The 20,731-nt window shown below is 51.6% G+C and carries 16 protein-coding genes; 11 read left to right on the top strand and 5 right to left on the bottom strand.

What is annotated here, in order from left to right:
- Nucleotides 1-106 precede the first annotated feature (106 nt).
- Genes ACMYSL_RS02870 through ACMYSL_RS02885 form a run of 4 tightly spaced genes read left to right on the top strand, consistent with a single transcriptional unit; the run spans nt 107 to nt 4,629 of the window.
- Nucleotides 107-1,606: a sugar ABC transporter ATP-binding protein gene (locus ACMYSL_RS02870; RefSeq protein ID WP_304253785.1), complete on the top strand. Its 1,500-nt coding sequence runs from the start codon at nt 107-109 to the stop codon at nt 1,604-1,606.
- Nucleotides 1,607-2,596, top strand: coding sequence for an ABC transporter permease (locus tag ACMYSL_RS02875; RefSeq protein WP_434661327.1), 990 nt, complete (start codon nt 1,607-1,609; stop codon nt 2,594-2,596). It begins immediately after the preceding gene.
- Nucleotides 2,597-2,617: 21 nt separating this feature from the next.
- The gene (locus ACMYSL_RS02880; RefSeq protein ID WP_304253783.1) at nt 2,618-3,577 is read left to right on the top strand and encodes a sugar kinase; all 960 of its coding nucleotides are present in this window, start codon (nt 2,618-2,620) and stop codon (nt 3,575-3,577) included.
- Nucleotides 3,577-4,629 (top strand): aldose 1-epimerase family protein, encoded by a 1,053-nt coding sequence (locus tag ACMYSL_RS02885; protein ID WP_434661328.1) that lies wholly within the window; start codon nt 3,577-3,579, stop codon nt 4,627-4,629. The genes ACMYSL_RS02880 and ACMYSL_RS02885 overlap by 1 nt, the downstream gene beginning before the upstream one ends.
- Nucleotides 4,630-4,725: 96 nt before the next feature.
- Here the strand turns inward: ACMYSL_RS02885 and accC are convergent, their stop codons facing one another.
- The 5 genes from accC to acuI all read right to left on the bottom strand — a co-directional run bounded on the left by accC (nt 4,726) and on the right by acuI (nt 9,603).
- Entirely contained in the window at nt 4,726-6,075 is a 1,350-nt protein-coding gene (gene accC, locus ACMYSL_RS02890; protein ID WP_110272806.1) for an acetyl-CoA carboxylase biotin carboxylase subunit, read from the bottom strand.
- A 10-nt stretch (nt 6,076-6,085) separates the two neighbouring features.
- Nucleotides 6,086-6,556, bottom strand: a complete 471-nt coding sequence (accB, locus tag ACMYSL_RS02895; protein ID WP_110272807.1) for an acetyl-CoA carboxylase biotin carboxyl carrier protein — start codon at nt 6,554-6,556, stop codon at nt 6,086-6,088.
- Nucleotides 6,557-6,950: 394 nt separating this feature from the next.
- A complete protein-coding gene (gene msrQ, locus ACMYSL_RS02900) occupies nt 6,951-7,550 on the bottom strand; it encodes a protein-methionine-sulfoxide reductase heme-binding subunit MsrQ (protein ID WP_181484694.1) in 600 nt (199 codons plus the stop codon).
- Nucleotides 7,550-8,551, bottom strand: a complete 1,002-nt coding sequence (gene msrP / locus ACMYSL_RS02905) for a protein-methionine-sulfoxide reductase catalytic subunit MsrP (protein WP_434661329.1) — start codon at nt 8,549-8,551, stop codon at nt 7,550-7,552. Before msrP ends, msrQ begins: the two co-directional genes overlap by 1 nt.
- A gap of 77 nt (nt 8,552-8,628) precedes the next feature.
- Nucleotides 8,629-9,603 carry an acrylyl-CoA reductase (NADPH) gene (gene acuI / locus ACMYSL_RS02910; RefSeq protein ID WP_434661330.1) on the bottom strand — a complete coding sequence of 325 codons (975 nt, stop codon included), beginning with the start codon at nt 9,601-9,603 and terminating at the stop codon, nt 8,629-8,631.
- A gap of 219 nt (nt 9,604-9,822) precedes the next feature.
- On the opposite strand from acuI, the gene csrD reads away from it, so the two are divergent.
- The 7 genes from csrD (at nt 9,823) to yhdP (ending at nt 20,596) form a co-directional block, all read left to right on the top strand.
- Complete coding sequence (gene csrD / locus ACMYSL_RS02915) at nt 9,823-11,763, top strand: RNase E specificity factor CsrD (RefSeq protein WP_434661331.1); 1,941 nt, start codon at nt 9,823-9,825, stop codon at nt 11,761-11,763.
- Nucleotides 11,764-12,068: 305 nt separating this feature from the next.
- Nucleotides 12,069-13,112 carry a rod shape-determining protein MreB gene (gene mreB, locus ACMYSL_RS02920; protein WP_002918653.1) on the top strand — a complete coding sequence of 348 codons (1,044 nt, stop codon included), beginning with the start codon at nt 12,069-12,071 and terminating at the stop codon, nt 13,110-13,112.
- Nucleotides 13,113-13,182: 70 nt separating this feature from the next.
- Nucleotides 13,183-14,181, top strand: coding sequence for a rod shape-determining protein MreC (gene mreC, locus ACMYSL_RS02925; RefSeq protein ID WP_181484698.1), 999 nt, complete (start codon nt 13,183-13,185; stop codon nt 14,179-14,181).
- A complete protein-coding gene (gene mreD / locus ACMYSL_RS02930; protein ID WP_004139709.1) occupies nt 14,181-14,669 on the top strand; it encodes a rod shape-determining protein MreD in 489 nt (162 codons plus the stop codon). Before mreC ends, mreD begins: the two co-directional genes overlap by 1 nt.
- Nucleotides 14,670-14,676: 7 nt before the next feature.
- Nucleotides 14,677-15,258, top strand: a complete 582-nt coding sequence (locus ACMYSL_RS02935) for a Maf family protein (protein ID WP_110272813.1) — start codon at nt 14,677-14,679, stop codon at nt 15,256-15,258.
- A gap of 2 nt (nt 15,259-15,260) precedes the next feature.
- Nucleotides 15,261-16,730, top strand: a complete 1,470-nt coding sequence (gene rng / locus ACMYSL_RS02940) for a ribonuclease G (protein WP_110272814.1) — start codon at nt 15,261-15,263, stop codon at nt 16,728-16,730.
- A 68-nt stretch (nt 16,731-16,798) separates the two neighbouring features.
- On the top strand, nt 16,799-20,596 hold the full coding sequence (gene yhdP / locus ACMYSL_RS02945) for an AsmA2 domain-containing protein YhdP (protein ID WP_434661332.1): 3,798 nt from the start codon (nt 16,799-16,801) through the stop codon (nt 20,594-20,596).
- Nucleotides 20,597-20,731: the final 135 nt, after the last annotated feature.

Below are 20,731 nucleotides of genomic sequence, written 5' to 3' on the forward strand. Positions count from 1 at the left end.
TTTTATAAAGCCAGAAAGGTTACCGATAAACCCTTTTGTTAATGCTTTGGTCTTACTAATTAGATTAACGTAGTAATGATTATTTTACTGTGGAGTTGAGGTGGTTATGACGGATGTAATTCTGGGAATTTCTCACGTGGCCAAAATGTTCGGCCACGTTCAGGCACTCAAGGATATCACACTTTCAATTCGTAAAGGGCGAGTTCATACTTTATTAGGGGAGAATGGAGCCGGAAAATCGACGTTGATGAAGATTCTTGCCGGGGTCTATCCTCCGACAAAAGGGACGATTACACTACATGGTAAGCCGATCGCTATAAATAATCCACAGCATTCACGAAAGCTTGGTATTGCAATTATTTTTCAGGAGCTAAGCCTGAGTAATAATATGACGGTTGCAGAAAATATTTATGCCAATAATGAACCGATGCGGTTGGGTATTATTGACGACAGGAAAATGCTTGCTGATTGTCAGCGGTTGTTGATGGAGTTGGGGATCCCACTGGATGCTCATGGCCTGGTTGGTGATATGTCGATGGCGCAACGCCAGCTGGTGGAGATTGCTAAGGCGTTAAGTTATCCCGCTGATGTCGTCATCATGGATGAACCAACATCATCCTTGAGCGATAACGAAGCTGAAATCTTATTTAATATTATTGCCAGGCTAACGCAGCGCGGTAGTGCAGTTATTTATATCTCTCATCGCATGGACGAAATTATGCGTATCTCTGACGATATTTCAGTGATTCGCGACGGTGAATATATTGCGACACATGAGAAGAAAAATATCCAGATTCAGCAGCTCATTGCGCAGATGGTTGGACGGGAGATGAAAAATATTTGGCCTCCACGTATTGGCGAGAAACCCGAGGCTAGCGTAACTCCGAGACTGGAAGTCAGAGCGCTGACTCATTCAACTCTTTTTCATCAGATCAATTTTGCCGTTAGGCCAGGTGAAGTACTGGGCTTCTTCGGACTTGTGGGGGCCGGCCGCTCTGATGTCATGAAGGCGATATTTGGGATTGTTGCCTGGCAGGGTGAGATCCTGATTGATGGCGAAAAGGTTGAAATCCGTTCTCCGAAACAGGCAATTGAACATGGCATTGCATTTGTGACTGAAAACCGTAAGGAGGAGGGGTTAGTTCTGATGCACGATGTGAACATGAATACGCATCATGTAGCTTTTCAATATAACGCGTCACGCCTGGGGTTGATTAACCACCAACAAGAAGAGCTGAAAACCCTCAAATCTGTAGAGCTAATGAATACGAAAATTAGCTCGATTCATCAACCAGTGAGCGCATTAAGCGGTGGTAACCAACAAAAAATTGTATTGTCAAAGTGGCTGGAAAAAACGCCGCGTATTCTATTGCTTGATGAGCCTACTCGTGGCGTAGACGTTGGGGCGAAATTTGAAATTTATAATGTTATTCGTCAACTGGCTGCTGCTGGTACGGCGATTATTCTGGTTTCATCAGAATTACCGGAAGTGATGGCGCTGAGCGACCGCCTGGTTGTTATGCGTAACAAAGCCATCGCTGACATCTATCCATGTGAAAACCTGACACAGACACAGGTGATGACCGCTGCAACAGGAGTACAGTAAATGACGGAGAAAATAATCTCTATGCCCAGTGAACGGAGTCTTTCAGCCAGGAATAATTTTAAGAAAATATTTAAACAGTATGGTGGGATTCTGAGTGGAATGATTATCTTAATCATTTTCTTCAGTTTCCTGAATGATAGTTTCTTTACTGGGAATAATATCTCTAATATTATTCTTCAGGTATCGATTATCGCAATTACTGCCTATGGGATGACCTATGTCCTGCTTCTTGGTGATATCGATTTATCCGTGGGTTCAACCATAGCACTGATTGGCACCTTTGCAGCTCTCGGTGCATCCTGGGGCATACCTTTTATTTTATTAATTCCACTTTCTATTATTGCAGCGCTGATTTTGGGTATGATTAATGGTGGTCTGACGGCGATTGCCGGAATTCCTTCCTTCATCGTTACAGTTGCTACAATGGGGATTTTTAGGGGTATTGCCTATATCGTCACTGATGGTATGCCAATTATGATTAAAAGCAATGCATTCCTGGCATTAGGCAATGGTGAGTTTTTATATATCCCGATCCCTATCTGGATTTTATTAGTTCTGTTGTTAATTAATCATTTTATTCTGACAAAAACCACATTTGGTCGAAAAATTTACATCACCGGTGGTAATAAAGAGGCTGCCGTATATTCTGGCATCAACGTTGTTCGTCTCAAAATAAAAGTCTTTATGATTACCGCTGTGCTAGCGGGCATTAGCGGTATGATTCTGGCTTCACGTCTTTATTCAGGACAACCGAATGCAGCGTTAAGCTATGAACTGGATGCTATTGCGGCAGCAGTTCTTGGCGGCACGAGTCTCAATGGTGGTTATGGCACTGTTGTCGGTACTATGATCGGCGCATTAACCATTGGTGTGATTAATAATGGGATGAATTTAATGAATGTCCCCTATTTTTATCAGATGGTAGTCAAGGGACTGGTTATTCTTATTGCGGTTTATGTCGATGTTAGAAATAAAAGAAAACGCGGCTAAATATTTCAAGGGATTAATTGTATGAGTAAAGTATTCACAATTGGAGAAATTCTGGTTGAAATTATGGCGAACCAGAAAGGTCAGCGATTCGATCAATCCGGTATCTGGAATGGTCCTTATCCTAGCGGAGCGCCAGCCATTTTTATCGACCAGGTTACCCGCTTTGGTGTATCGTGCGGAATTATTAGTTGCGTGGGCAAAGATGGTTTTGGCGATATCAATATCAATCGCCTGGCGGCTGATGGGGTCGATATCCGGGGAATCTCAGTGTTACCGCTGGAGACCACCGGTAGTGCTTTTGTCACTTACCATGAATCTGGTGAGCGCGATTTTATTTTCAATATTAAAAATGCTGCCTGTGGAAAATTATCAGCCAGCCATGTTGATGAAACTCTACTGAAAGATTGCACGCATTTCCATATTATGGGGTCATCACTGTTTTCGTTTCATATGGTTAATGCTGTAAAGAAAGCGGTGATGTTAGTTAAGCAGAATGGAGGGGTTATTTCTTTTGATCCTAATATTCGTAAAGAGATGCTTGATATTCCGGAAATGCGTGATGCCCTGCATTTTGTGTTGGAGCTAACGGATATTTATATGCCGAGTGAAGGTGAAGTTCTGCTGCTGTCATCGCATTTGACTCCAGAGCGTGCCATTGCGGGTTTCCTTGAAGATGGCGTAAAGGAGGTCATTGTAAAACGTGGGAGTAAGGGGGCGAGCTTCTGGTCTGCAACGGAACAATTTCATGTCGATAGTTATCCGGTGCAGGAAATCGATCCTACTGGCGCGGGTGACTGTTTTGGCGGTGCGTATATCGCCTGCCGTCAATTGGGTTATGACGCGCGACAGGCACTGCAATACGCTAATGCTTGCGGGGCGCTGGCTGTGACCCGCAGGGGGCCGATGGAGGGAACCTCGATGTTGGCGGAGATTACTGCTTTTATCGAACGCCACCAAGTGTTAGTGCAGGAAAATAGCTGATGAAACCTATCAACGATGTTCGCCCGTGGATTGGCCATATCTCCCAGGTCGCGGGCATAAAACACTATGAATTACGCAGCGGTAAAGCGAAGGGAACGGAGGCATTTGATGTCCGTTCTGGCGCGGGGCTAGATTTTACGGTACTAAAAGATCGGGCACTGGATATCGCATGGGCCAGCTACAAGGGGGTATCACTCTCTTTTATTACTGCTAATGGGGTAGTCGCACCGGCTTTTTTTGATGCTCAGGGCAATGGTTTTTTACGCAGTTTTTGCGCCGGGTTATTAACGACCTGCGGGCTGAGCTATATCGGTACGCCCTGTGAAGATGAGGGTGAAACGTTAGGTTTACATGGCCGAATTGCTGCTACACCAGCGGAAGAGGTGGGCTATCGCACGGAACAAAGCGATGACGGTACAGAATTTATAATCACCGGTAAGGTCCGCGAAACCCGACTGTTTGGTGAAAACCTGACGCTGGAAAGAACGATTCGCTGTACTTACGGCAGCAATACGCTGTTTATTGAAGATAAGGTGACGAATAACGGTTTTACCGCGCAGCCGCTGCAAATTCTTTATCACTTTAACTACGGCTGGCCGCTGCTCTCACCGGAAGCGGAAATTATTCTGTCGGCTAAAAGCGTAACGCCGCGAACACCACGTGCTGCAGAAGGTCTGGCGGATCATCTGACGATTACCGCTCCGGAGCCGGGTTTTGCCGAACAGGTTTATTACCTGACGCTGAACAGTGATAGTGATGGAATGAGTAAAGTTGCGCTAATTAATCATCAACTGGGCTGGGGAGTGTATGAAAAGTTCGATACCAGGGCGCTGCCGAACTTTATTCAGTGGAAAAATTTGGGTGCCGGTGAGTATGTTATGGGGCTGGAAGTGAGTAATAGTTTTCCCGATGGGCGTGATACGGAACGAGCGTCGGGTCGTTTGCCGTTTATCCAACCTGGTGAAACAAAACGGTATTGCTTTGAACTGGGAATTGTTGAAGGCGAAGAAAATCTTGCTGCACTAAGAGAAGAAATTGCAGGCTATCGTTAAACGCTGGGCGTAAATAAGGGAGGTTTTGGCCTCCCTTATTGATTACGACATCAGAAGTGAAAACGCCCCGCCGTGAGTTCGCGACAGGGAGAATTATTACTTCTCCTGTAATCCGAGTTTTTTCTCCAGATAGTGGATATTGGTGCCACCATTCTGGAAATGCTCGTCGTTCATGATACGAATCTGCAGATCAACGTTGGTTTTGATGCCATCGATAATCAGTTCCTGCAACGCATTCTTCATACGTGCAATCGCCACATCACGGTTTTCGCCGTAGCAGATAAGCTTACCGATCATTGAGTCATAATACGGAGGCACGGTGTAACCTGCGTAGATATGAGACTCCCAACGTACGCCAAAACCGCCCGGCGCGTGGAAGCGAGTAATTTTACCCGGACTCGGCAGGAAGGTGTTCGGGTCTTCGGCGTTGATACGGCATTCCACCGCATGGCCTTTAACCACGACTTCATCCTGCTTGATGGACAGCGGCTGACCAGCTGCAATACGCAACTGCTCTTTGATCAGGTCAACGCCGGTGATCATTTCAGTTACCGGGTGTTCAACCTGAATACGGGTGTTCATTTCGATGAAATAGAACTCGCCGTTTTCAAACAGGAACTCGAAAGTACCCGCCCCGCGATAGCCGATATCCACGCATGCTTTGGAGCAGCGCTCGCCGATATAGCGACGCAGTTCCGGGGTAATGCCCGGTGCTGGCGCTTCTTCGACCACTTTCTGGTGACGACGCTGCATAGAGCAGTCGCGTTCCGCCAGATAGATAGCGTTACCCTGGCCGTCAGCCAGAACCTGGATCTCAATATGACGAGGATTCTCCAGGTATTTCTCCATATAAACCATGTCGTTGCTGAAAGCAGCTTTCGCTTCAGCTTTAGTCATGGAGATGGATTGCGCCAGTTCGGCATCACCGCGAACAACGCGCATACCGCGACCGCCGCCACCGCCGGATGCTTTGATAATCACCGGGTAGCCAATGCGTTTCGCATGAGCACGGTTAGCATCCATATCGTCGCCCAGAGGGCCGTCGGAACCGGGAACGGTCGGCACGCCCGCTTTCTTCATCGCGGTAATAGCAGACACTTTGTCGCCCATCAGGCGGATGGTGTCAGCTTTCGGGCCGATAAAGATAAAGCCAGAACGTTCTACCTGTTCGGCGAAATTCGCGTTTTCTGAGAGAAAACCATAACCCGGATGAATAGCCACCGCGCCAGTGATTTCAGCGGCGCTGATGATTGCCGGGATATTCAGATAGCTTTTTACGGACGGAGCCGGGCCGATACAGACCGTCTCATCCGCCAACAATACGTGTTTTAAATCGCGATCCGCCGTTGAGTGCACAGCAACGGTCTTGATGCCCAGTTCTTTACAGGCACGCAGGATACGCAATGCAATCTCGCCGCGGTTGGCGATAACAATTTTATCCAGCATGTTCGCCTCGTTATTCGATGACGACCAGTGGCTCGTCAAATTCTACCGGTTGACCACTTTCGACCAGAATGGCTTTCACCACGCCGGATTTATCGGCTTCAATCTGGTTCATCATTTTCATGGCTTCAACGATGCACAGGGTATCGCCCGCGTTAACTTTCTGACCGATTTCGATGAACGCTTTCGCATCCGGGCTCGGGGTGCGGTAGAAAGTACCAACCATTGGGGAACGTACGATGTGACCACTGATTTCCGCTGCTGCAGGGGCTTCCATTGCTGGAGTTGCCGCAGGCGCGACAGCGTTAGACAAAGCTGGCTGCTGCATCATCGGTGCAGCGTAAGCCTGTTGCATCACCGGGAAACCTACGTTTGGCGCGGCACGACTGATGCGTACAGACTCTTCGCCTTCAGAAATTTCCAGTTCGGAGATGCCTGATTCTTCAACCAGCTCGATCAGTTTTTTAATCTTACGAATATCCATGAGTGGGTTCCGTACTCTTTGTTTAGTGTGATTGTGACAGGCGTGTTAGCGCCGTCTGTAAAGCATATGAATTACTGCTGATATCAAGACGCCGCGCTTCGTTTGAAGCCGACAGGTAAGCCCCGACTGCTTAGAAGCAAAATGCGGAACTTATCAACCATCTTGCGGCCATCTTCTGCCATTCTCGGGTAAAAAACAAAATATACCTTCGATACGCAATTGTCACCTTTTCAGGGCTATAAAAGCCCGTCAGGAAAACCAAAGTCGCACATTATAACGATTTCGTAGCATTTGGCAGCTAAATACTGGTCTTATCAGGGAAGATTATCAACCGCTATCGTGTAAAGAGTCGCGGCTGATAAAAGAACTGCGGGAAACTGCACATATCCGGAGATTAGCGCCACCACTGGCGGAACTTCTTGTAACGCCACGCTAAAAGCAGGATCGCCAGTAGCGTATAAATCATTGGCTGTGGGGATAAAATTTTCACCGACCACAGATAGTGGATGGGGGCGAGGATCGCAGCTAAATAGACGAAGTTATGTAATGTTTGCCAGCGACGGCCCAGTTTTCGCTGCATCGCCTGGGTAGACGTCGCCGCAAGGGCCAGCAGGATCAACCAACTTATTAAGCCCAACGTCAGGTAAGGCCTGGTGAGCACTTCCGTGCCCAATAGCGCCAGATTGTTAATGCCGAGTTCGAGCAGCGTGTAGCTGGTCAAATGCAGCGTAGCCCAGGCAAAGCACCATAAACCTAATAAGCGTCGGGTGCGTATCAATAAAGGCTGCTTAGCGTAGCGCGCCAGCGGAGAGACAAGCAAGGTCGCCAGCAGGAATTTAAGAGCCATCCTACCGGTAAAGTGCTGAATATCTTTTGCCGGATCGGCGCTGAAATACCCCTGATTTCCTGCCCAGAAAAGCCATATCAAGGGTAAAAAACCGGCCAGATGGAGCATCACTTTCAGCCCGGTTATCTGTTTTACGTTCAGGCGCACTAGTAGTTCTCCCGCAAATTCAGGCCCCGGTACAGCGATGCAACTTCATCAGCATAGCCGTTGAACAACAGCGTTGGCTGACGTTTGACATCGAGGACGCCGCCCGCGCCGATGAATCTCTCGGTAGCCTGTGACCAGCGGGGGTGATCGACGTGCGGATTGACGTTGGCGTAGAAACCATATTCATCAGGACCGGCCAGGTTCCAGGTCGTGGGTGGGCGCTCGCGAGTCAGTTCGATACTGACGATGGACTTGATCCCTTTAAAGCCGTATTTCCAGGGAACGGTTAACCGAACCGGCGCACCGTTCTGCGGCGGCAGCGCTTTGCCATATACGCCAACGCTGAGCAGAGTCAGAGGATGCATCGCCTCATCGAGCCGCAGTCCCTCTACGTATGGGTACGCCAGCCCGCCGCCGATAAAGCGATCTTTCTGGCCTGGCATTTGCTCAGGGGCGTAAAGGGTTTTAAATGCCACGTAGCGGGCGTTGCTGGTGGGTTCGACCAGCGAGAGTAATTTATGTAACGGGAATCCGACCCACGGAACCACCATCGACCAGGCTTCGACGCAGCGCATCCGGTAAATACGCTCCTCCAGCGGGAATCGCTTGGTCAGGTCATCATGATCGAGCGTCAGCGGTTTCGCCACTTCGCCACCGATCGTCAGCGTCCACGGATCGGTGCGCAGGCTGCCAGCATTGGCCGCAGGGTCAGCTTTATCGAGCCCGAATTCATAGAAGTTGTTGTAGCCGGATACTTTATCTTCCGGCGTCAGCGTCAGATTGTTTTGCCACTGCGCTGGTTTATCAAAAGTCAGCGCTTTACCTGCAGGCGCCGGTGGGCGGTCGTTGCCTTTAAACCAATCCAGCAGATCCGCTTGCGCGGTGGGAGAGAGTGAAAGGGCGGTCGCGCTGATGCCTAACATTTTCAGGACCTGGCGACGTTGTAGCATAAAAACGGATTCTGCCGTCACGTCGGCTTCCGTCAGTTTTTTTAGTTTCATGGCATCCTCCGTCATGCATTTTTCTAAGCATGACGGAGGCGGAGACTTATCGCGAATATGTCACGAAAAATTGCAGATTAGGCGATCCTCACCAGCGTGCGGCCCTGAATCTGGTTAGCCATAATCTTATCGGCAAACTCAGGGGCTTCGGCGAGGGTAATTTCAGTTGCGCTTTGCGCATAGAATGACTCCGGCAGATCGTGAACCAGTCGCTGCCAGGCTTGAGCACGGCGAGCGGGCGGAGTCATGACGGAGTCCACGCCCTGCAGGCGGACGTTGCGCAGAATAAACGGCATCACGGTTGTCGGCAGGGCGAATCCCCCGGCCAGACCACAGGCTGCTACGCATCCGCCGTAGTTCATTTGCGCCAGCACTTTCGCCAGCACTTTATCGCCGACGGTATCTACGGCACCAGCCCACAGCTGTTTTTCCAACGGGCGGGTTTCGGCGAACTCATCGCGGCTAAGGATGCGCTGTGCACCAAGGCTTTTCAGATATTCATGGGTACTTTCGCGACCGGACACCGCCACTACCTGATATCCCAGGTGATGCAGCAGAGCCACCGCGGTACTGCCGACGCCGCCGCTGGCACCCGTCACCACGATTTCACCATCTTCAGGACGAATACCGGCATCTTCCAGTGCCATCACGCACAGCATGGCGGTGAAACCTGCGGTGCCAATGGCCATTGCTTTACGGCCATCCAGACCTTGAGGCATTGCCACCAGCCAGTCGCCTTTTACGCGAGCTCGCTCTGCCAGCCCGCCCCAGTGGTTTTCACCGACACCCCACCCGGTTAACAGCACTTGCTGGCCTGCGTGGAAGCGCGGATCTTCGCTGCTGTGCACAGAGCCTGCGAAATCGATGCCAGGAATCATCGGAAAGTTACGGATGATTTTTCCTTTACCGGTGATGGCCAATGCATCTTTATAGTTTAGGCTCGACCATTGGATATCCACTGTCACATCGCCCTGCGGCAACTGGCTGGCGTCAATGGTTTGCACCGAAGAGATTGTTTTGCCATCCTGCTGTTCTAAGATTAAAGCCTGCATGCGCCGATCCTCATAGGTTGGATGATTGGAAAATTTTTTCTGCAGACTATACTCGCTAACGGCATTATGACACCGATGTAACGCAATAAATTGCCAGATGCGCCAGCTTTGGTAGTATGCGTCGCTCTTTAGCAAGTTAGTGCTTACTTTAGCCTAAGTGCCAGTACAGGAGCCCGAATGTTTGTCGGGTAGTCATTCACATGCGGAGTTAACACAGGGATGCGATTAACGACGAAATTCTCAGCGTTTGTCACGCTACTGACTAGCCTGACTATCTTTGTCACGCTTATTGGTTCTTCGCTGAGTTTTTATAATGGTATTCAGCTAAAAATGTCCAACCGGGTCCAGGCCGTGGCGACGATGCTGGATAACCGCCTGGTTTCTATGTCCTTTGACCAGCTCGAACCGCAGATGGAGGAGCTGATGACGCCGGCCGAAGTGGTGAGTGTCGATTTTCAGCTCAATGGCAAATCGGTCTACCGCCATTCACGTACCGATAATTATCGCCCGTTAGGCAGCAGCAACCAGTTCCGCAATATCACGGTGCCATCGCTTAAGCACCCTGGTATGGTTATCCATCTGGTTTATCTGGATCCGATGGCTAATTATTTCCGTTCTCTACATGTCACCGCGCCGCTCTCTATCGCCATTGGCTTTATGGTGTTGATCATCTTTTTCTCCGTGCGCTGGATCCGCCGTCAACTGGCTGGACAGGAGTTACTGGAGCTGCGAGCCGCACGCATTCTTAATGGTGAGCGTGGGCCGCAGGTTCGTGGATCGGTACATGAATGGCCGGCTAACATCAGTAGCGCGCTGGATATGCTGCTGTCAGAACTTCAGTTTGCCAGCGATCAGCGAAGCCGTATGGATACGCTGATTCGCTCTTACGTCGCGCAGGACTCAAAAACTGGGCTGAGTAACCGTCTGTTCTTTGATAATCAGCTGACGACGCTGCTCGAAGACCAGGAAAAAGTCGGGTCATATGGCATCGTGATGATGATCCGCTTGCCTGATTTCGATCTACTGCGCGATAACTGGGGGCGTGGGGCGACCGAAGAGCATTACTTTACGCTCATCAATATGCTCTCTACTTTTATCATGCGCTATCCCGGTGCGCTGTTGGCGCGCTATCACCGGAGTGATTTTGCCGTTTTGCTCCCACATCGCACATTAAAAGAGGCGGACAGCATTGCTGGGTTGTTATTGAAAGCCATGGATGCCTTGCCGCCGACGCGAATTCTCGATCGCGACGATATGATGCATATTGGTATCTGCGCTTTCCGTAGCGGGCAAACGGCCGCTCAGGTCATGGAACACGCGGAAGCGGCAACACGCAATGCGGTACTGCAAGGCAGTAATAGTTGGGCAGTCTATGATGATTCTTTGCCGGAGAAAGGCCGTGGTAACGTTCGCTGGCGAACGCTGATTGAGCAAATGCTTAGCCGAGGCGGACCGCGACTCTACCAGAAACCCGCCGTAACTCGCGATGGTCGCGTTCATCACCGGGAACTGATGTGCCGTCTTTATGACGGTAAAGAAGAAGTGATTGCGGCGGAATATATGCCGATGGTGTTGCAATTCGGTCTGGCAGAAGAGTATGACCGCCTGCAGATTACCCGAATATTGCCATTTTTAGGTTTCTGGCCGGAAGAAAACCTCGCTTTACAGATTACGGTTGAGTCGTTAATTCGCCCGCGATTCCAGCGTTGGCTGCGCGATACTTTGATGCAATGCGAAAAATCGCAGCGTCGACGTATTATTTTTGAACTTGCAGAGGCAGATGTTTGTCAATATATCGCCCGTCTGCAGCCGGTTATGCGGCTAATTAATGCTTTAGGTATTCGGGTGGCCGTTGTTCAGGCGGGTCTGACGCTGGTTGGAACCAGTTGGATCAAGCAGCTTGACGTCGAAGTTATTAAGCTGCATTCGGGATTATCGCGAAATATAGAAAAACGTAGTGAGAATCAGCTGCTGGTTCAGAGCCTGGTTGAAGCCTGCAAGGGAATGCCGGTTCAGGTTTTCGCGACGGGCGTGCTCAGCCGTAGCGAGTGGCAGGTGCTGTCTCAATGCGGTGTCACCGGTGGTCAGGGGGAATTTTTTGCCGCCTCACAGCCACTTGACACAAATGTGAAAAAATATTCGCAAAGATACTCTGTTTGATCTGCCGTTTAGCGTGATTTCACGTAGAATAACGCGCGCTATAGTGAAGGGGGTGTGCTTGTCTACCTGCCGGATTATCGCAATGTAAATGCCAGTTCATGACCTTTGACAGGTTACAGATTCAAGCGCGGAGCGCTGCTGAAGATTTCAGCATCAGACGGACTCAGTCAAATTTGTAACAAAGGAAACGAACTGCACTAATTTTCACCGCAGCAGATGATTTTTTCGCCTTGTCGCTGCTGCGCGTGGTTGGTAAAGTAAGCGGATTTTGTTTTCCGCCCCAGCTTTCAGGATTATCCCTTAGTATGTTAAAAAAATTTCGTGGCATGTTTTCCAATGACCTGTCCATTGACCTGGGTACCGCGAATACCCTTATCTATGTAAAAGGACAAGGCATCGTATTGAATGAGCCTTCCGTCGTGGCCATTCGTCAGGATCGTGCCGGATCGCCGAAAAGCGTCGCCGCTGTTGGTCATGAAGCGAAGCAGATGCTTGGGCGTACACCGGGCAATATCGCCGCTATTCGCCCGATGAAAGACGGCGTTATCGCCGACTTTTTCGTCACCGAAAAAATGCTTCAACACTTTATTAAACAGGTGCACAGCAATAGCTTTATGCGCCCGAGCCCGCGCGTACTGGTCTGCGTGCCGGTTGGCGCGACCCAGGTTGAACGTCGTGCTATTCGTGAATCCGCGCAGGGCGCAGGCGCCCGTGAAGTCTTCCTGATTGAAGAGCCGATGGCGGCTGCGATCGGTGCTGGCTTACCGGTTTCTGAAGCAACCGGTTCTATGGTTGTGGATATCGGCGGCGGTACCACTGAAGTGGCGGTTATCTCCCTGAATGGCGTAGTTTACTCCTCCTCCGTACGTATCGGCGGTGACCGTTTTGATGAAGCCGTGATTAATTATGTGCGTCGTAACTATGGCTCCCTGATCGGTGAAGCCACCGCAGAACGTATTAAGCATGAAATCGGCTCTGCTTACCCGGGTGATGAAGTGCGCGAGATTGAAGTTCGCGGGCGTAACCTGGCAGAAGGCGTGCCACGCGGCTTTACCCTGAATTCTAACGAAATCCTCGAAGCGTTACAGGAGCCGTTGACCGGCATCGTTAGCGCGGTGATGGTTGCGTTGGAACAGTGCCCACCGGAGCTGGCTTCCGATATCTCCGAACGCGGTATGGTTCTGACCGGCGGTGGCGCTTTGCTGCGCAACCTCGACCGTCTGTTAATGGAAGAGACAGGAATTCCTGTCGTAGTTGCAGAAGATCCACTGACCTGCGTCGCTCGTGGCGGCGGTAAGGCACTGGAAATGATCGATATGCACGGCGGCGACTTGTTCAGCGAAGAGTAGTCAGCCTGAGATCCGGGCGGCTGGCATACGGCTGCCCCGGTCTTAACTGACACGAGAATACGCATAGCCTATGAAGCCAATTTTTAGCCGTGGCCCGTCGCTACAGATTCGCCTTATTCTGGCGGTTTTGGTGGCGCTTGGCGTGATAATCGCCGACAGCCGCCTGGGTACGTTCAGTCAAATCCGAACGTACATGGATACTGCCGTCAGCCCTTTCTACTTTGTCTCTAATGGTCCCCGGGAACTACTCGACAGCGTATCGCAAACGCTGGCAACCCGTGACCAGCTCGAACTGGAAAACCGCGCGCTGCGCCAGGAACTGTTGCTGAAAAACAGCGACTTACTGATGCTGGGTCAGTACAAACAGGAGAACGCGCGTCTGCGCGAGCTGCTGGGCTCTCCGTTGCGCCAGGACGAGCAAAAAATGGTGACTCAGGTCATCTCAACGGTTAACGATCCATACAGCGATCAGGTTGTTATCGATAAAGGCAGCGTTAACGGCGTTTATGAAGGTCAGCCGGTTATTAGCGATAAAGGCGTCGTTGGTCAGGTCGTCGCCGTGGCGAAGATGACCAGCCGCGTACTGCTGATTTGCGACGCGACGCATGCGCTACCGATTCAGGTGCTGCGTAACGACATTCGCGTGATTGCTGCGGGTAATGGCTGTACTGACGATCTTCAACTGGAGCATCTGCCAGCCAATACCGACATTCGTGTGGGCGACGTCCTGGTGACTTCAGGTCTCGGTGGTCGTTTCCCTGAAGGATATCCAGTTGGTGTGGTCTCGTCCGTGAAGTTGGATACGCAGCGCGCGTATACGGTAATTCAGGCGCGCCCGACCGCAGGCCTTCAGCGTTTGCGTTATCTGCTGTTGTTGTGGGGAGCCGATCGCAACGGCGCTAACCCGATGACGCCGGAAGAAGTTCATCGCGTCGCGAATGAACGACTAACTCAGATGATGCCGCAGGTTCTGCCTGCACCGGATGCTATGGGGCCGCAAATGCCTGCTCCGGCAACCGGCATAACGCAGCCTCCGGCTCAGCAACCTCTGCCTGCAGGGGGGCAATAGTGGCAAGCTATCGTAGCCAGGGACGCTGGGTTATCTGGCTCTCGTTTCTCATTGCGCTATTGCTGCAGATTATGCCCTGGCCGGCGGACATCAGCGTCTACCGGCCAAATTGGGTACTCCTTATCCTGCTGTACTGGATCCTCGCGTTACCCCATCGGGTGAATGTGGGCACGGGTTTTGTGATGGGGGCGATCCTCGATCTCATCAGCGGCTCTACGCTTGGCGTTCGCGCACTATCATTAAGTATCGTGGCTTATCTGGTGGCGCTGAAATATCAGTTGTTCCGCAATCTGGCGCTCTGGCAGCAGGCGCTGGTGGTGGTGATGTTATCCCTCGCCGTGGATATCATTGTTTTCTGGGCAGAGTTTTTAGTGATCAACGTCTCTTTCCGTCCGGAAGTATTCTGGAGTAGTGTAGTAAACGGCGTGCTCTGGCCATGGATCTTCCTGCTGATGCGTAAAGTACGCCAGCAATTTGCAGTGCAATAAGGTTGATATGACGACTCTGTATCTGGCTTCAGGTTCTCCGCGTCGGCAGGAACTGCTGACCCAGCTTGGCCTCTCTTTTGAGCGACTGGTTCCTGGTATTGAGGAACAACGTCGTGCGCAGGAGAGTGCGCAGCAGTACGTCTCGCGCCTGGCGCGGGAAAAAGCGCAGGCCGGTGTGGCGTTAGCGCCGCGGGATCTGCCTGTTTTGGGGGCGGATACCATCGTCATTCTTAACGGCGAAGTCCTGGAAAAACCGCGTGATGCCGGACACGCTGCAGAAATGCTGCGTATGCTTTCCGGGAAAACTCATCAGGTCATGACGGCCGTGGCGTTGGCCGATAAGCAGCAGACGCTGGATTGCCTGGTGATAACAGAGGTGACCTTCCGCCTGCTTTCCGGGCAGGATATTGCCGACTATGTGGCCAGTGGCGAACCTTTAGACAAAGCAGGTGCATACGGTATTCAAGGGCTGGGTGGCTGTTTCGTCAGGAAGATAAATGGCAGCTATCACGCCGTAGTCGGCTTACCGCTGGTGGAAACGTATGAGTTGCTCAGTAACTTTAACTCACTGCGTGAAGAAAAGGGATAAAGATGACAGCTGAATTATTAGTTAACGTAACGCCATCCGAAACGCGTGTCGCGTATATTGATGGCGGTATTCTTCAAGAAATACATATTGAGCGTGAAGCGCGCCGTGGGATAGTAGGCAATATCTACAAAGGCCGTGTCAGCCGTGTGCTGCCGGGAATGCAGGCGGCTTTTGTAGATATTGGTCTGGATAAGGCCGCATTTCTGCACGCTTCCGATATTATGCCGCATACCGAATGTGTGGCAGGTGAAGAACAAAAGCAGTTTACCGTCCGCGACATCTCCGAACTGGTGCGTCAGGGGCAGGATCTGATGGTGCAGGTGGTGAAAGATCCCCTCGGTACGAAAGGCGCTCGCCTGACAACCGACATCACCATTCCTTCCCGTTATCTGGTCTTTATGCCGGGCGCTTCGCACGTTGGTGTTTCGCAACGCATTGAAAGCGAAGCTGAACGTGAACGGCTGAAAAAAGTGGTGGCCGATTACTGCGATGAGCAGGGCGGATTTATCATCCGTACGGCGGCGGAAGGCGTTCACGAACAAGAGATGGCGGCCGATGCTGCCTATCTCAAGCGCGTCTGGACGAAAGTCATGGAGCGTAAAAAGCGCCAGCAAACGCGCTACCAGATGTACGGTGAACTGGCTCTGGCTCAACGTGTGCTGCGCGATTTTGCCGATGCACAGCTCGATCGTATTCGCGTCGACTCCCGTTTGACTTACGAATCGCTGCTCGAGTTTACTGCTGAATATATTCCGGAGATGACCAACAAGCTGGAGCACTATAGTGGTCGCCAGCCGATCTTCGATCTCTTTGATGTCGAAAATGAGATTCAGCGTGCGCTCGAACGTAAAGTAGAGCTGAAATCCGGCGGTTATCTGATTATCGATCAGACCGAAGCGATGACCACCGTTGATATCAATACCGGTGCATTCGTTGGCCATCGCAATCTCGATGATACTATCTTTAACACCAACATTGAGGCGACGCAGGCCATTGCCCGCCAGCTGCGGCTGCGTAATCTCGGTGGGATTATCATCATTGATTTCATAGATATGAACAATGAGGATCACCGCCGCCGGGTGCTGCATTCGCTTGAGCAGGCGCTGAGCAAAGATCGGGTAAAAACCAGTATCAACGGTTTCTCTCAGCTTGGGCTGGTAGAGATGACCCGCAAACGCACCCGCGAAAGCGTGGAGCACGTGCTGTGCAATGAGTGCCCGACCTGTCATGGCCGCGGCACGGTGAAAACCGTGGAAACGGTGTGCTATGAAATTATGCGTGAGATCGTACGCGTGCATCATGCCTACGATTCAGATCGTTTCCTGGTCTATGCTTCTCCTGCGGTAGCGGAAACGCTGAAAGGGGAAGAATCCCATGCGCTGGCGGAAGTCGAAATCTTTGTCGGTAAACAAGTCAAAGTGCAAATTGAGCCGCTCTATAATCAAGAGCAGTTTGATGTGGTCATGATGTAATCATCTGCTTGCCTCTATTTTAGGAGAGGCAGACGGATGAAGTGTAAAAGGCTGACAAGGAGAGATGCGTGAGGCGACTGCCCGGGATATTACTGCTCACCGCGGCAACATTGATTGTCGTCGTCGCACTGCTGGTGAGCGGTCTGCGCCTCGTGTTGCCGCAGTTGGACACCTGGCGTCCCCAGGTGCTGGCGAAAATTTCTGCTATCGCTGGCGTACCGGTCGATGCCTCGCAAATTACCGCCAGTTGGCAAACTTTTGGCCCTACGCTTGATGTTCGCGATATTAAGACCGGCCTGAATGATGGCGGTGAACTCTCCATTAAACGCGTCACTCTGGCGCTGGACGTGTGGCAAAGCCTGCTGCATATGCGCTGGCAGTTTCGCGATCTCACTTTCTGGCAGTTACAGGTTCATACTAACACCCCTATTCAAACCAATGACGGTGGTGAGGGGCTGAAAACCGACCGTATCAGCGATCTTTTCCTCCGCCAGTTCGATCACTTTATACTCCGCGATAGCCATCTGAGCTTCCTGACCATTTCCGGCCAGCGGGCCGAGTTGGCAATCCCGCAGCTTACCTGGCTAAACGGCAAAAACCGCCATCGTGCAGAAGGACAGCTTAGCCTCAGCAGCCTGACCGGCCAGCATGGGGTGATGCAGGTGCGAATGGATCTGCGCGACGAAGATGGCCTGCTCAATAAAGGGCGGGTTTGGCTTCAGGCCGATGATATCGACGTTAAACCATGGCTTGGGCGCTGGATGCAGGACAATATTGCCTTGCAGAGCGCACGGTTTAGCCTTGAAGGCTGGATGACCATCGATAAAGGCGATGTTGCCAGTGGCGATGTCTGGCTGAAGAAAGGCGGGGCCAGCTGGCAAGGCGATAAAGATAAGCATCATCTTTCGGTCGATAACCTGACGGCGCATATCTATCGCGACAATCAAAGCTGGGGTTTTCGAATTCCGGATACGCGCATCTCTATTGATGATAAACCCTGGCCGCGCGGCGCGCTGGCTATGGCGTGGATCCCGGCTCAGGATGTCGGTGGGAACAATAGCAAACGCAGCGACGAGCTGCGCATTCGCGCCAGCAATCTTAACCTTAACGGTTTGACCGGGCTGCAGCCGATGGCCGACAAGCTGGCTCCTTCGCTGGGCGAAATCTGGCGAACTACCCAGCCAAGCGGCAAAATCAATCTTCTGGCGCTGGATATTCCTTTGCAAGCGGTGGAAAAGACCCGCTTCCAGGCTGACTGGAGCGATATGTCATGGAAGCAGTGGAAGCTGTTGCCGGGCGCTGAACACTTTTCAGGAAACGTTTCCGGGAGCGTGGAGAACGGTGCTCTGCACGTCAGCATGACACAGGCGAAAATGCCGTATGAGACGGTCTTTCGCGCGCCGCTGGAAATTGCCAAAGGCGATGCGACCCTGAGCTGGGTGAAGAATGATAAAGGCTTTATGCTCGATGGTCGCGATATTGATGTGCAGGCTACCGGTGTTCGCGCTCGCGGTGGATTCCGCTATCTGCAACCGCAGGGCGATGAACCCTGGCTGGGGATTCTGGCCGGTATCAGTACCAATGACGGCGGTCAGGCATGGCGCTACTTCCCGGAAAATCTCATGGGCAAAGCGCTGGTAGATTACCTCAGTGGGGCGATTAAAGGCGGTCAGGCCACCGATGCCACGCTGGCCTACGGTGGTAATCCCCACCTGTTCCCGTATAAGCATAACGAAGGCCAGTTCCAGGTCTCGGTGCCGCTTAAGAACGCCACCTTTGCTTTCCAGCCTGATTGGCCAGCACTAACCGGGCTGAATATCGACCTCAACTTTATCAATGACGGTTTATGGATGAAGGCCGATAAGGTGATGCTGGGTAAAGTCGCTGCCAGCAACCTGGATGCGGTTATCCCCGACTATTCGCGAGAGAAGCTGCTGATTGATGCTGACGTTAACGGGCCAGGTAAAGAGGTTGGTCCCTACTTTAACGAGACACCACTGAAAAAAACGCTGGGCGCGGCGCTGGATGAGCTTCAACTGGATGGGAATGTGAGCGCTCGCTTACATCTTGATATCCCGCTGGACGGCGAGATGACCACCGCGAAAGGCGATGTTCAGTTGAAGAACAACAGCCTGTTCATCAAGCCTATCGACACCACATTGCAGAACCTGACCGGCAAATTCAGCTTTGTAAACGGTGATCTGAAAAGCGAGCCGATGAGCGCCAACTGGTTTAATCAGCCGCTGAATATTGATTTTTCGACCACTGAGGGTGAAAAGGCGTTCCTGGTGGACGTCGGGATGAAAGCCAACTGGCAGCCGTCGCGTACCGGCTTATTACCCAAGTCGATTGATAGCGCTTTAAGCGGCAGCGTGCCCTGGGACGGTAAAGTGGCGATTGAGCTGCCGTATCACGGCAGTGCGAACTATAAAGTTGATATCAACGGCGATCTGAAGAATGTAAGCAGTCACTTACCTGCGCCAGTTGATAAGCAAGCCGGTGAATCTTTACCAGTAAAGATCAAGGTTGATGGCGGGTTAAGCAGCTTCAATCTAACTGGTTCTATTGGCGCAAAAAATCATATTAACAGCCGCTGGTTGTTGGGGAATAAGTTAACCCTGGACCGCGCTATTTTGACCTCTGACAGTAAAGCGGTGTCACCGTTGCCTGAGCAATCTGGTGTAGAACTGAACATGCCGCCGATGGACGGTGCGCAGTGGCTGGCGCTGTTCCAGGGGGGAGCGGCAAACGATGTCAGCAGTAATATGGTCTTCCCGGAGCGGGTCACGCTGCGTACGCCAGCGTTAACGATGGCGGGCCAGAGCTGGAATAACGTCAGCCTTGTTTCACAGCCCGATGCCGGCGGCACCAAAGTTGAAGCTCAGGGGCGTGAAATTAATGCAACGCTGACGATGCGTAAGAATGCCCCGTGGCTGGCGGCGATTCGTTATCTCTACTACAACCCAACGTCAGCGAAGAGCGGCGAGACGGCTAAAACCAGCGGCCCCCTGTCTGATACCAAAATTGATTTCCACGGCTGGCCGGATCTTCAGCTTCGCTGCGCAGAGTGCTGGCTATGGGGGCAAAAATATGGCCGTATCGAGGGTGATTTCAATATTAGCGGCGATACTCTGACGTTGGCGAACGGACTGGTGGATACCGGTTTTGGTCGCCTGACTACGGATGGCGTGTGGGTTAGTGCCCCGAGTGGCGTACGGACCTCGCTAAAAGGTAAGCTGCACGGTAATAAAACCGATGATTTCGTGAATTTCTTTGGCGTATCAACTCCGGTAAAAGGCTCTGCATTCGATATCGATTATGACCTGCACTGGCGCGCGCCGCCGTGGCAGCCGGACGTTGCCTCGCTTAACGGAATCTTAAAAAGCCATCTTGGAAAAGGTGAGTTTACCGACCTGAGCACCGGCCATGCCGGTCAGCTTCTGCGTCTGCTGAGTGTTGATGCGCTGCTGCGTAAGTTACGTTTCGACTTTAGCGATACGTTTAGCGAAGGTTTCTACTTTGATTCGATTCATAGCACGGCGTGGATTAAAGACGGCGTGATGAATACCGATGATACGCTGGTCGATGGTCTGGAAGCGGATATCGCAATGAAAGGCTCTGTCGATCTCGTGCGCCGCCAGCTGGACCTGCAGGCCGTGGTCGCGCCGGAAATTTCCGCCACCGTAGGCGTTGCGGCGGCCTTTGCCGTTAACCCGATTATCGGTGCCGCGGTCTTTGCCGCCAGCAAGGTGCTGGGGCCGTTGTGGAACAAGGTCTCGATTTTGCGCTATCGCATCACCGGTCCTATCGATCAGCCGCAAATTAATGAAGTCCTGCGCCAGGCGCGGAGCGACAAAAAGCAATGATTTGACGATTGTGCATAATTATCGCACTCTCAATAGATAGCGTTCTATACCCGTTATATTTCAAGCCGCAGATGCGTTGGCTACGCTCGTTCACCCCTGTCACATAGTTATCTATGCTCCTGGGGATTCTCTTGC

It is taken from the genome of Klebsiella sp. MISC125, from assembly GCF_051131775.1.
Classification (GTDB): domain Bacteria; phylum Pseudomonadota; class Gammaproteobacteria; order Enterobacterales; family Enterobacteriaceae; genus Klebsiella.